Origin of the sequence: Salinicola corii (assembly GCF_008298015.1) — a bacterium.
In the GTDB taxonomy this organism is placed as follows: domain Bacteria; phylum Pseudomonadota; class Gammaproteobacteria; order Pseudomonadales; family Halomonadaceae; genus Salinicola; species Salinicola corii.
Genome location: NZ_VTPX01000004.1, coordinates 12,684 through 25,513, shown reverse-complemented (window position 1 = coordinate 25,513; position 12,830 = coordinate 12,684). Strand labels below are relative to the sequence as shown.

At 64.8% G+C, this 12,830-nt stretch carries 11 protein-coding genes; 10 read left to right on the top strand and 1 reads right to left on the bottom strand.

The genetic code is table 11. The annotated features are described in order from the left end of the window. Nucleotides 1-98: 98 nt before the first annotated feature. Nucleotides 99-833, bottom strand: coding sequence for a GntR family transcriptional regulator (locus F0A16_RS08580; protein WP_223119744.1), 735 nt, complete (start codon nucleotides 831-833; stop codon nucleotides 99-101). Nucleotides 834-990: 157 nt separating this feature from the next. Here F0A16_RS08580 and F0A16_RS08575 point away from each other — a divergent pair, with 157 nt between their 5' ends. The 10 genes from F0A16_RS08575 to F0A16_RS08530 all read left to right on the top strand — a co-directional run bounded on the left by F0A16_RS08575 (nucleotide 991) and on the right by F0A16_RS08530 (nucleotide 12,669). Then, nucleotides 991-1,275, top strand: coding sequence for a UxaA family hydrolase (locus F0A16_RS08575; RefSeq protein WP_149434988.1), 285 nt, complete (start codon nucleotides 991-993; stop codon nucleotides 1,273-1,275). Nucleotides 1,276-1,277: 2 nt separating this feature from the next. Continuing rightward, on the top strand, nucleotides 1,278-2,447 hold the full coding sequence (locus tag F0A16_RS08570) for a UxaA family hydrolase (protein ID WP_149434987.1): 1,170 nt from the start codon (nucleotides 1,278-1,280) through the stop codon (nucleotides 2,445-2,447). Nucleotides 2,448-2,557: 110 nt separating this feature from the next. After that, nucleotides 2,558-3,535, top strand: coding sequence for a tripartite tricarboxylate transporter substrate binding protein (locus F0A16_RS08565; protein WP_223119743.1), 978 nt, complete (start codon nucleotides 2,558-2,560; stop codon nucleotides 3,533-3,535). A gap of 27 nt (nucleotides 3,536-3,562) precedes the next feature. Further along, entirely contained in the window at nucleotides 3,563-5,083 is a 1,521-nt protein-coding gene (locus F0A16_RS08560; protein ID WP_149434986.1) for a tripartite tricarboxylate transporter permease, read from the top strand. Beyond that, the gene (locus tag F0A16_RS08555; RefSeq protein ID WP_187775952.1) at nucleotides 5,067-5,543 is read left to right on the top strand and encodes a tripartite tricarboxylate transporter TctB family protein; all 477 of its coding nucleotides are present in this window, start codon (nucleotides 5,067-5,069) and stop codon (nucleotides 5,541-5,543) included. Before F0A16_RS08560 ends, F0A16_RS08555 begins: the two co-directional genes overlap by 17 nt. Before the next feature lie 46 nt (nucleotides 5,544-5,589). Beyond that, entirely contained in the window at nucleotides 5,590-6,525 is a 936-nt protein-coding gene (locus F0A16_RS08550; RefSeq protein WP_149434984.1) for a hydroxyacid dehydrogenase, read from the top strand. Continuing rightward, nucleotides 6,522-7,529: an Ldh family oxidoreductase gene (locus tag F0A16_RS08545; RefSeq protein WP_149434983.1), complete on the top strand. Its 1,008-nt coding sequence runs from the start codon at nucleotides 6,522-6,524 to the stop codon at nucleotides 7,527-7,529. Before F0A16_RS08550 ends, F0A16_RS08545 begins: the two co-directional genes overlap by 4 nt. Nucleotides 7,530-7,749: 220 nt before the next feature. Continuing rightward, complete coding sequence (locus F0A16_RS08540) at nucleotides 7,750-9,519, top strand: type I secretion system permease/ATPase (protein ID WP_149434982.1); 1,770 nt, start codon at nucleotides 7,750-7,752, stop codon at nucleotides 9,517-9,519. A 60-nt stretch (nucleotides 9,520-9,579) separates the two neighbouring features. Continuing rightward, on the top strand, nucleotides 9,580-10,929 hold the full coding sequence (locus F0A16_RS08535; RefSeq protein WP_149434981.1) for an HlyD family type I secretion periplasmic adaptor subunit: 1,350 nt from the start codon (nucleotides 9,580-9,582) through the stop codon (nucleotides 10,927-10,929). A gap of 3 nt (nucleotides 10,930-10,932) precedes the next feature. Next, complete coding sequence (locus F0A16_RS08530) at nucleotides 10,933-12,669, top strand: TolC family protein (protein ID WP_239023764.1); 1,737 nt, start codon at nucleotides 10,933-10,935, stop codon at nucleotides 12,667-12,669. Nucleotides 12,670-12,830 lie beyond the last annotated feature (161 nt).

Here is a 12,830-nt window from a genome sequence, read left to right as displayed (position 1 = left end):
GCCGGTGCGACTTTCGCCCGACTGCTGGGACTCTCCACCGACTCGCTGGACGGCAAGGTGCTGGAGGGCCTGCTCGAACCCGCGCGACGCGAGTGGGATTAAACCTGCGAGATATAGCAGTAGTGGGTCGTGCACAGCCTTGAGGTGCGCAGTTCCAGCGGCTCTCCCTGATAGTCGCTGGCAATGCGACGAATCTGGATGAGCGGCGTTCCCTCCGCGACGCCGAGATGATCGGCGTCGTCCTTCGTGGCCAGGACGGCTGTCAGCTGCTCGTCGGCACGGGCAATGCTGACACCGTAATGCTGCTGGTAGAGCTGGTAGAGCGTATTGGGCAGGATCTCCGGCTGTTTCTCCAGGCCCGGAAACCGCTCCGCGTCGACGACGATCTCCTCCACGAGTACCGCTTCGCCATCGAGCTCTCGCGTCCGGCGAATCCGGACCACCTGCGCGCCCTCGGCAAGCCCGAGAAGCTCTTTCTCCTCGGCTCTCGCCTTGCGCCGGCTGCGGCTGAACACCCGCGAAATCGGCAGCATCCGCTCGCCGTCATGGCGAACGATATTGAAGAAACGAAACAGCGTCCGGTCCGTGTCGTGGGTGGCCACGGCCGTTCCCTTGCCCTGCCTGCGGACCACGATGTTCTCGTTGACCAGCTCGTCCAGCGCCTTGCGCAGCGTTCCCACGCTGACGCTGTAGCTGCTCGCCAGTGCCGATTCGCTGGGAATGAACGTTCCCGGCGGCCACTCGCCGTCGGCGATCCTCTCCATGATCAAGTCTTTGATCTGTTTGTATAAAGGTTGAAACGTCGGAGCCTTCGGCACGCTCATGGCAGTCATCTTGTCCCTGTTGAAGGTAGCGCTTTGACGAGGTTGTGACCCCGTTCGCCGACAGTATATAGGCCCAAAGTCTCATCTGGAACATGGTTGACTGTCTTTTAAACTATGTCTTATATATGAGTTGCGGTTTTTCAGTCACTACCAGCGAGGACGGGACATGAGTGTCGATTTTGTCGTGCACGATGCCGATGACGATGTGGGCGTCGTGGTGGTGGAGGGCATCGAGGCGGGCCAGAAGGTGACCGGTTGGATCATGGATCAGGATCGGACGATGGAGTGCGAGGTGAAGAGCGCGATCCCCATCGGCCACAAGCTGGCGATCCGCGATCTGAAGGAGGGGGATGCCGTCATCAAGTACAGCGTGGACATCGGGCGAGTGGTGCAGCCGATCCGCGCGGGAGAGCACCTTCACGTTCACAACGTCAAGACGAAGAGGTGGTAAGCATGGAACTCAAGGGGCAAACCTTTCTCGGCTATCGCCGTGACAATGGTCGGGTCGGTATCCGCAATCACGTCATCATTCTGCCGGTCGATGACATCTCCAACGCCGCCGCGGAGGCCGTCGGCAACAACATCAAGGGCACGTTGGCGATGCCACACCCTTATGGCCGCCTGCAGTTCGGTGCCGATCTGGACCTGCACTTCCGGACACTCATCGGCACCGGCTGCAATCCCAACGTGGCTGCGGTGATCGTCATCGGTATCGAGCCCGGCTGGACGCAGAAGGTCGTCGATGGCATCCGGGCCACCGGCAAGCCGGTGGAGGGGTTCTGGATCGAGCAGAATGGCGACCACAACACGATCTGCGCGGCATCGCGCAAGGCGCGGGAGTTCGTGCAGTACGCCAGCGAATTGCAGCGGGAGACTTGCCCGCTGCACGAGCTGTGGGTCTCCACCAAGTGTGGCGAGTCCGATACGACTTCGGGCTGCGCGGCCAACCCCACCGTGGGCAATGCTTTCGACAAGCTGTACGGCGAGGGATGCACGCTGCTGTTTGGCGAGACCTCGGAGCTGACCGGAGGCGAGCATCTGGTCGCCGAACGCTGTGTGTCGCCGGCGGTTCGCGAGAAGTTCCAGGCCACCTTCGATCGTTACAGCGACATGATCGATCGCCACAAGACCAACGATCTCTCCGAATCCCAGCCCACCAAGGGCAACATCGAGGGCGGGCTCACCACGATCGAAGAGAAGGCGCTTGGCAATATCCAGAAGATCGGCAAGCAGTGTCGCGTCGATGGCGTGCTGGACAAGGCGGAGTCGCCGACCGGCAAGGGGCTCTGGTTCATGGATTCGTCGTCGGCCGCGGCCGAAATGGTCACGCTCTGCGCTGCCGCGGGTTTCGTGGCGCATTTCTTCCCCACTGGCCAGGGCAACGTCATCGGCAACCCGATCCTTCCCGTCATCAAGATCTGCGGCAACGCGCGAACCGTGCGCACCATGAGCGAGCACATCGATGTCGATGTCACCGGCCTGCTGCGTCGTGAGATCAACCCCGATCAGGCGGGAGACCAACTGCTGGAAATGATGCTGAGAACGGCGAACGGGCGTCACACCAACGCCGAGGCGCTGGGGCATCGCGAGTTCGTCTTCACCCGGCTCTACGAAAGCGCTTGAGCCGCGCCACCCCTGGAGATCGATAGTCAGTCGGCGGCCCGCACTTCTCGCAAGCGCGAAAGCGTCCGAGGCGGGCCGGATGTTTCCATATCAATACAAGAGTGAACATCATGCGCCAGCGAAACACGATCCATGCCTGTCTCAAAGCCGCGTCGGCAATGGCCGCCGCGCTCCTGTTCTCCACCACCCTGCAGGCCCAGGAGAGCCAGTTCCCGGAGCGGGACGTGCAGTACATCATCCCCTTCGGCCCCGGCGGGGAGTCCGACATCAGCGCCCGCCTCCAGCAGAAGTACTTCCAGCAGATCACCGGAAACCAGCTCATCATCCAATACATGGCGGGTGGCGGCGGCGCCGTGGGCTGGTCCCAGCTCAACGAGATGGATGGCGACGGCTACACGATCATGGGCACCAACCTGCCACACATCATTCTCCAGCCGATGCAGCAGGGCGCCGGATACCAGACCGAAGATATCAAGAACTTCATCTTCTTCCACTATTCGCCGGATGCGCTGCTGGTCACCAACGACAGCCCCTACAAGACGCTGGACGACTTCATCGCGGCGGCGAAGAAGACACCCGGCGCCGTGACGGTGTCCGGAAGCGGCACCTACTCCGCCAATGACATCGCCAATCAGCGCTTCGAGGCGCTGGCCGACATCACGACCACCTATATTCCCTTCAAGGGCACGGGGGCCTCGGTAGCGGCACTGCTCGGCGATCAGGTACAGGCGGAGTGGGGCTACACCACGACGGCGGCGAACCATAGCGACAAGATGCGCCCGCTGGCGGTCGCCACCGATGAGCGCCACCCGCTGTTTCCGGACGTCCCCACGTTCAAGGAGTTGGGATACGACATGACCGGCGGCGCCTATCGCGGCATTGCCGTTCCCCGCAGCACCCCCGATGACGTCACGCGGGAACTCTCGGAGATCTTCTCCGACATCAACGCCAATCCGGAATTCAGAAAGTCCATGGAAGCGCTGGGCTTCGTCCTGATCGATGAAGACGTGGACCAGGTCGAGGATTTCCTTGCCGAGCAGCAACGCCAGTACCAGCGGGTGGCGGAGCGCATGGACGCTGGCCAGTAAGGCTCACGGCTCTCGCGGAGGGAGATCATGGAAACTCTGGGTTTTATGCTGGCCGCGCTTTCGCCGTTCAACCTGCTGCTCGCCGTTGCCGGCGTCGCGGCGGGTATCATCATCGGTTCGCTCCCCGGTCTCTCGGCCACCATGGCGGTAGCCGTGCTGGTCCCGGTGACCTTCGGGATGCCGACGGAATCGGCGCTGATCCTGCTCGGGGCGATCTATACCGGCGCCATCTACGGAGGCTCCTACGCCGCGATCCTGGTCAACACCCCGGGCACGCCCTCGGCCATTGCCACGACGTTCGACGGCTATCCGATGGCACGGCGTGGCGACGGCGATCTGGCGGTCACATTGTCGACGCTGTCTTCGGTGATCGGGGGCCTGGTCGGGGGGCTGGCGCTCTTCTGCCTGGCGCCGTTGCTGGCACTGGTGGCCCTGAAGTTCGGCCCGGTCGAATATTTCTGGCTGGCGATCTTCGGCCTGACCCTGATCTCGTCGCTGTCGGAGGGCTCGACGCTCAAGGGATTCATCGGGGCGGGGATCGGCCTGCTGCTGTCGACGGTCGGCGTCGCCGTGGTCGGGGGCGATACCCGATACACCTTTGGCTCGCAGTTTCTGCTGGGCGGGGTCGAGACGATCTCGGCACTGATCGGGCTCTACTGCATTCCGGTCCTGATCGAGCTGGTCGCGACACCGAGCGAGCACCTGAAGCCGCCCGAGGCCTCCCGCGGGGTGCGCTTTCGCGAAGGAGTGACGCTGATGTTCAAAGGCAAGTGGAACGCCTTGCGCAGCGCCATTATTGGCACAATCGTCGCCATTCTGCCTGGCGCGGGAGGCTCCATCGCGAGTCTCGTCTCCTACTCCGAGGCGCGTCGTGCGTCGCCGCGATCGGAGCAGTTCGGCAAGGGCGAGCCGGATGGCATCATCGCGACCGAGACGGCCAACAACGCCACGGTGGGCGGCGGTTTCATCCCCACCTTCGTGCTCGGCATACCGGGGACACCACCGGATGCGGTCATCCTCGGTGCCCTGCTGGTACAGGGGTTTCGCACCGGGCCGGAGATGTTCACCACCAACGCCTCGGTGACCTACACCTTCATGGGCGGGCTGCTGGTGGCTACGGTGCTCATGCTACCCATCGGGCTGTTGATCGGGCGCTACGCCTTCAAGTCCATCGTGAGCGTGCCCAAGGCCATCCTGGTGCCGACGATCGCGTTCATGACGGTCATCGGCACCTATGCCATTCGCAACAATCCGTTCGACGTGGTGGTGATGGTGGTGCTCGGCGTCGCCGGGTGGTTGCTGGCGCGGTGGGGCATCAAGCCCTCGCCGATCGTGCTGGGGCTGATCCTCGGCCCGATCGCCGAGCAGGGTTTTGTGCAGGGCTATCTGATGGGCAACGCTACCGGCTCCGTGGCCGGCGTGTTCTTCGGCCGCCCGCTCTCTCTCGGCATCATCGCGCTGACCGTTCTGTTCGCGCTTTACCCGCTCTGGAGCGCGCGTCGAAAACGCACACATGGGGAGGTGGTGGCTCATGAACAGTCGACCTGACGTGCACTCATCGGGATCTGCCGGCGTGTCGATCGCCCTGGGTCTGGCTACCGTGGTGCTGGCCGCCGGGGCGCTCTGGTTCGCGCGCGACATGTCGATGCTGGCGGCCATTTTCCCACGCACGATCGGCGTTCTATTGCTGATCTTCGGGTGCTGTCTCGTGGTACAGGCGCTGCGGGGGCGGGAGCGGGTATCGCCTCAGGCACCCGGCCACTGGGGGCGGCAACTGGCGCTGGTGGTGATCGTGCTGGCATGGAGCCTGACGCTCAAGTGGCTCGGCTTCCTGGCTTCGAGCGTGCTGGCCTGCGTGCTGCTGATGGGAATCGCCCACTTTCACGCCTGGTCGGCGCGACGCGTGGTGGTCTATCTCGTGACCCTGCTGTTGATCATCGCCGGCTTCTATGGACTGTTTGCGGGATTGCTGAACGTGCCGTTGCCTAGAGGCCGATTCTGGGGCTGACTGCGGCAGCCCTACGACGATTGTTACCGACAGAGGGAGTAATGACATGGTTGACGTGGTGATCAGCGAGTTCATGGATGCCGCCGCCGTCGAGGCGCTGACGCGGCGTCATTCGGTCCACTTCGATGCCGCGCTGGTCGAGGACCGGGAACGGTTGCTGTCGATGGGGGAGGGCGTGCGTGCGCTCATCGTGCGCAATCGAACCCGTGTCGACGAGGCGTTGCTTTCCCGTTTTCCCGACCTCGAGGCCGTGGGCCGACTCGGCGTCGGTTTGGACAATATCGACGTGGCGCGTTGCCAGGGGCGCGGCATCGCCGTGCTTCCCGCCACCGGTGGCAATGCCTCGGCGGTGGCGGAGTATGTCGTCACGGGCATGCTGATGCTGCGCCGCGGCGCCTATCACTCGACGGCCGCCGTGCTCGATGGCGACTGGCCGCGGCAGGCGCTGGTCGGTCATGAGAGCCAGGGATGCGTGCTCGGGCTGGTTGGCTTCGGCGGTATCGCGAGAGAAGTGGCAAGGCGCGCCCAGGCGCTGGGCATGAGCGTGATCGCGTTCGATCCCTTCGCCGATCCGAGCGACCCGGCCTGGCAGATGGCGGAGCGCGTCGAGACGATCGAGGCCCTGCTGACCCGCAGCGACGGCGTGAGCCTCCATGTGCCGCTGACCGAGCAGACGCGCCATCTCATCGACGCCGACGCGATCGCCTCCATGCGCGAAGGCAGCGTGCTGATCAACACCGCCCGCGGCGGGATCGTCGACGAGGCGGCGCTCACCGAGGCCTTGTGCGAAGGGCGCATCGGTGGCGCCATGCTCGATGTGTTCGAACGCGAACCCCTGCCCGCCGACAGCGTCCTGACGCGCGCCAGGGCCTGCAATCTGGTCCTGACGCCCCATGTCGCCGGCGTCACCCATGAGTCGAACGTCACTATCAGCGCCATGACCGCACGCAACGTGAGCCGGATTCTGGAGGACAACGCATGAGCCGCCAGCGACTATCGATTGCCCAGGCCCGTGAACTGGCCATGCAAGCCTTGCTGGGGGTGGGCGTGGGGGCTCGGGAGGCCGGAGTCACCAGCCGGGCGCTGGTCGCCGCCGAATGCGACGGTCTCTCCTCCCATGGCCTGGCTCGATTGCCGTTCTATCTCGACCAGATCCTGAGCGGCAAGGTCGTTGGCGGCGCCGTACCTGAAGTCCAGGTCAGCGGCAGCGTGGTTCACGTCGACGCCGGGCACGGCCTGGCGTTTCCGGCCATCACGGCGGGGATCGAACACGTTGTGCCGGTGGCGAAGGAATTGGGCGTTGCCGCTATCGCGATCCGGCACTCCCATCACTTCGGCGTTGCCGGTCATCCGGTGGAGTCGCTGGCCCGGTCCGGCCTGCTGGCGATGGCGTTCAGCAACGCGCCCTCCGCCATGGCGCCCTGGGGGGGAAAGGTGCCGCTGTTCGGCACCAACCCGATCGCCTTCGCTTCCCCGCGGGCCTCGGCCGAACCGCTGGTGATCGATCTGTCGCTGTCCAAGGTGGCGCGGGGCAAGGTGATGTTGGCCAAGAAGGCCGGCGATACAATACCTGCCGGCTGGGCCATCGATAGCGAAGGGCGCGACACCACCGATCCCGATGCCGCCCTCGCCGGCAGCATGGTGCCCATGGGCGATGCCAAGGGCGCTTCGCTGGCACTGATGATCGAGCTGCTCACGGCCGGGCTCACTGGCGGTCACTTCGGCTTCGAGGCGACTTCGTTCTTCGACGCGGAGGGAGAGCCGCCCAATGTGGCGCATCTGCTGCTGGCGATCGACCCCGCTCGCTTCGGCGCCGGCTATCTGTCCCGGGCGGAGCGGCTGTTCTCGGCGATGCTCTCGCAAGAGGGCGTGCGGCTCCCGGGACAGCGACGCTACGACTTGAGACGCCAGGGCGAGCTGGAGGGCATCCTGCTGCCGGAAACGCTGATCGACTCGCTGCAGCGCTACTCCAACGTCTCACTCTGATCACGGCCTGGGCCGCGGGCGGTGGCCGGTACTCGCTTTTTGTAAACATACGGTTACTTTGTGTCATCACTAGGTGGTGGCATGGCGGTTGCAATCCAACTGACTTCTTTTGGCGCTACGGTCAGGTGCGTCCGCCGCCCGGCAAGCGCAATGAATGGCCAAGGGCGCGTCGGCTCTCTGGACAACGGCGCGGCCCGAACCGCGCACTATGGAAGTCTCCATGACCTCACGACCAGTGCCCACTACACTGCAGCGGGCTCTCAAGGCGTGCCGTCGTCTGTTCCTGTCGGCGGCGCTGTTCAGTCTGTTCATCAACCTGCTGATGTTGGTGCCGCCGCTCTACATGCTGCAGGTTTACGATCGGGTGATCACCTCGCGCAGCGTGGATACGCTGTTCATGCTGACGCTGATCGTGGTCTTCCTGTTTTTCGTGATGGGCGGGCTGGAGATGGTCCGCTCGCGGCTGCTGGTGCGCCTCGGCAACCGTCTCGATACCCAGGTCAGTCAGCGGCTGTTCGAGGCAATGTTCGACAATGGCCTGCGTCAGCCCGGCCGTGCCAGCGCACAACCCCTCAACGATCTTGCCAATCTGCGTCAGTTCCTCTCCGGCAATGGACTATTCGCGTTCTTCGATGCGCCCTGGACGCCGATCTACATCGGCGTGCTGTTTCTGTTCGACGTCTGGTTCGGGGTGTTCGCCCTCGGCGCCGGCATTCTGCTGTTCCTGCTGGCGATCGCCAATGAATGGGCGACACGGGGTCTGCTCGCCACTGCCGGCGAAGAGCAGATCCGGGCGCAGACGCTGGCCATTGCCAACCTGCGCAACGCGGAAGTGTTGCACGCCATGGGCATGATGCCCGGCATTCGGCGGCGTTGGGCGGAGCGTCATCAGCGTTTTCTGATCCAGCAGTCGCAGGCCAGCGACCGTGCCGGCACGCTGACCAACCTCTCCAAGGTGTTCCGGTTGCTGGCCCAGTCGCTGATCCTCGGGCTCGGGGCGTTGCTGGTTCTGGAGGGCGACCTGACCCCCGGCATGATGATCGCCGGCTCGATCCTGATGGGACGCGCCCTGGCGCCCATCGACCAGGTGATCGGCGCCTGGAAGCAGTTCGTGGCCGCGCGGGGCGCCTATGGCCGGCTGCAGACCCTGCTGCGTGCGGTACCGGAGAACACCGAGCGCATGTCGCTGCCGGCTCCGCGGGGAGAAGTGCGTCTGGAGCAGATCGTCGCCGCGCCGCCGGGGGGCAAGCTGGCGACCCTGCGCGGGCTCAATTTCCAGGTCGCCAGCGGCGAGCACGTCGGCGTGATCGGCCCCAGCGGCTCGGGCAAGTCGACCCTCGCGCGAGTGCTGCTGGGCATCTGGCCCGCCCAGAGCGGCACCGTGCGACTCGATGGGGCGAACATCGTCCAGTGGGCGCGGGATCAACTGGGTCCCTACGTGGGCTATCTGCCGCAGGATATCGAGCTGTTCGACGGCACCATCAGCGAGAATATCGCCCGTTTCGGCGAGGTGGATGCCGAGCGCGTCGTCGAGGCGGCACGTCGTGCCGGCGTTCACGAGATGATCCTGTGCCAGCCCGATGGTTACGACACCATGCTCTCCTCGACCCAGGGTGTGCTTTCCGGCGGTCAGCGCCAGCGCATTGGTCTGGCCCGAGCGCTCTACGGCGATCCGGTGCTGGTGGTGCTCGACGAACCCAACGCCAATCTCGACGACGCCGGCGAGCGGGCGCTCGGAGAGGCGCTGGCTCGATTGAAGGCGCTTGGTACCACGCTGTTTGTCATCTCGCACCGCGAACGCGTGCTCAAGAGCGTGGATACGCTGCTGGTGCTGCAAGAGGGGCAGCCGCGACTCTACGGCCCCAAGGCCGAGGTCGTCGCCCAGCTCAATGGTGGGCAACGCCATCTGCGTGCCGCCGATTCCGTTGCCGTGAAGTCTTCCGCGGAGACGCCGCGGCCGCCAACCGATGGGCGTGCCGCCTCCCGATGAGTCGCGTCGCCTACCCGAGCCTGAACGAAACCACCAAGACCCATCAAGAGAATCCCATTCATGAGTGTCGCCGCCGCCTCCCCCTACGATCTGCCGGCTCCGCCGGGCTCGAGCGCACTGCCCACCAGCGGCCGCGCGGTGCACTGGATCGGTATCGCGATCGTGCTGATCGCCTTCGGTGGATTCGGTGCCTGGGCGGTGCTGGCGAATCTCTCGGTGGCGGTGGTCGCGACGGGAACGGTATCGGTGGAGTCGTTCAAGAAGACCGTGCAGCACTTCGAGGGCGGAATCGTCTCGGCCATCGATGTCGATGACGGCGACCAGGTGGCGGCGGGGGAAACGCTGATGGTGCTCGACGACACCCAGTCGGCGTCGCAGCTCGAGATCGCTCGCGCCAACGCCTTCACCGCCGCGGCGCAGAAGTCGCGGCTGGTTGCCGAACAGAAGGGTGACGAGACTCTGACGTTCCCGCCGGCGCTGGTCGCGCAGGCCACGGGCAACACCGACCGCGAGCAGACGCTCGGGGTGCAGCGGAGCTTGTTTCTTTCCCGGCGCAGCTCGCTAGAGGGTGAACTCGGCGCCCTGCAGGCCCAGAGCCAGCAGTTTCGCGAGCAGATCGAAGGGCTCCAGCAGACCATGGCGATCAACCGCGACCGCGTCGCCTCGCTGAATGACGAAGCGGAAGACTACCGCTCTCTGTTCCGGGCCGGACTCGGCAACAACCAACGCATTCGCGAACTGGAGCGCCAGGTGCTGCAGTACCGCGCCGACAGCGCCCAGTCCAAGGCCCAGATCGCCCAGTTGAAGTCGCAGATCAGCGAGAACACCCTGCGTGCCCAGGTGCAGCGCCAGGACTACCACAAGGAAGTCAACGAGCAGTTGCGCGAGGCGCAGAGCCAGCTCGATAGCTCACGCGAGAAGGCGCTGGCGTTGAACGACCAGGTGCGGCGTACCACTATCACCGCGCCGGTAGCCGGCACCGTGGTGGGGCTGACCACCCACACCATCGGTGCCGTGATCGAGCCCGGGAAGCCGATCATGAACATCGTTCCCGCCAGCGACGGCTTCATGATCGAAGCGCGAATTCCGGCCCAGGAGGTCGACAACGTCTACCCCGGACAGCACGCCAACATCCGCTTCAGCGCATTCAACCAGCGCCGCGTGCCGGTGGTAGCGGGCGTGGTGCGCCACGTCTCCGCCGACAGTTTCGAGGACGAGTCCACCGGTGCCAACTACTACAAGGCGCGAATCGGTGTCTCCCCCGAGGGCAAGGCAAAGCTGGGAGACGATCTGCAACTGCTCTCTGGCATGCCCGCCGAGGTGATGATCGAGACCGGCGAGAAGACCTTGGCCGAGTACCTGCTGCAGCCGGTGACCGATATGCTGCATCGCGCGCTGCGACAGGATTGAACGATGCCGAGATTCACGTATCCCGCCCGTGGTGTCGCCCTGGCACTGTCATTGGTCCTTGGCGTGTCACCCGCGGGGGCGCAGACGGGCTCGTTCCTGGGACGGGTCGAGACCCGAGCCGAGAGCACGATCGATATCCGGCTCGACGGCCAGGCCGATACGCTGGCACGCGTCGCCGGAGCGGATACGACCGCCCGGGGCTCGGCACTCGCCGCTGGCGAGTCGGCTGCTGCGAACGAAGACAGGATCTCGATTCCGTCGCTGCCCGGGCTCTTCGAACGCGCCCTCCGCGCCGATGCCGACCTCGAATCGCAGCGGTTGCGCGCCGAGGCGCGGGGACAGGATGTACCCAAGGCGTGGGCGGGGCTCTTGCCGAGCCTCGATGCGAGCTACGTCTACAGCTACACCGACAGCGACAACATCTATACCGACGGCGGTCTGAGTACCTGCGAAACCAATCCGGAAACCGGCGAATTGATCGGCGGCGACACCTACGAACGGCGCTGCGAAGGGCATAGCACAGACAATACCCGCCAGTTGCAGTTGACCCAGACGCTCTTCTCAATGGAGCGCATCCGCCAGGTGCAGCGCGCCAATGCGCAGCGGGATCAGGCCTCGTTGCAGATTGCCGTCGCCGAGCGCGACCTGGCGCTGCAGACCTCGGAAACCTATCTCAAGGCCTTTTTTGCCTCGCGCCGGGCGCGGCTGCTCGAGGGAAAGCGCGCCTCGCTGGCACTGCAACTGGCTCAGGCGCGGAAGGCTTACGAACTGGGCATCGGTGATCGCATCGATCTGCTGGCGGCGCAATCCGCGCTCGATCGAACTCGGGCCGACATTGCACTGGCGCGTAACGAGACCGACGACGCTCTGGCCACTCTCGAGCGCCTGACCGGAGAGAGGGCGGATTTCGACGGGTTCTCGTTGACCGCGCTGACCGATGTCGAGTTTCCCCAGCCGCCGCCGCTGGAGACACTGGAAACGCGCGTAGACGCCAATGCCGATATCGAACTGGCGCAGCAAGGGCTTCGGGTCGCCGACCGCGATCATGACCTGCGCCAGGCAGGCTACTACCCTGAAGTGTCGCTCAACCTCAGTTGGCAGGATCGCAACTCCGACGATCCCTACCGTGCCAGCGAAGACACCAGTGCCGCGATCCAGGCTCGGGTCAACCTTTTCCGCGGCGGTTACACCCGCGCCGACGTGCGTCAGGGCGACCTGCTGGCTCGCGCCAGCAGGTCGGATATCGACAGTGCGCGGCGCCAGGCGCTGGAACAGTTGCGCCAGAGCCGGCGCGGGATCATCGGCGAGCAGGGTCGACTGGCCGCCCTGGCTCAGTCGATCCGCTCGGGTGAGCTTTATTTGGAGGCAGCGGACCGAGGCGCCGCCCTGGGTCTACGCGATCTGGTCGACGTGCTCGACGCCCGTGCCGATCTGTTCGACCAGCGCATCCAGTACGTCGACGCCTTTCGTCAGCTGCTGCTCGACCGCCTGCAACTCCAGGCGTCAGTGGGCACCCTGTCTACGCAGGATCTGGCCGATGTCATGACCTCGATCCAGCAGATCATCGGCCCGCCGCGGCCGCTGGATCCACTGCCTGAGTCGTGGCGACGGCCGCTCGATGGCGATACGCCCGACATTCGCGACCCGGCCACGGCCATGAACACCAAGGAGCGCGCCGACCTCGGTGTCGGGAGCACAGAGGTGCCGTCTCGCGCCGAATCTCGCCCTCCCGCTGGTTGATACACCGCGTTTGCAAACCGTTATGCCATATCACTCGATCGTCGAGAACGAGATGGCAGCTACGGATCCGCCGTCCTGCCCCAGGAGAGGGGCGCCGCGGCGCCCCTCTTTTTTGCTTTTTGCGTGAGTTACAGGGTTGTCGAGATGACATGAATGTCGAG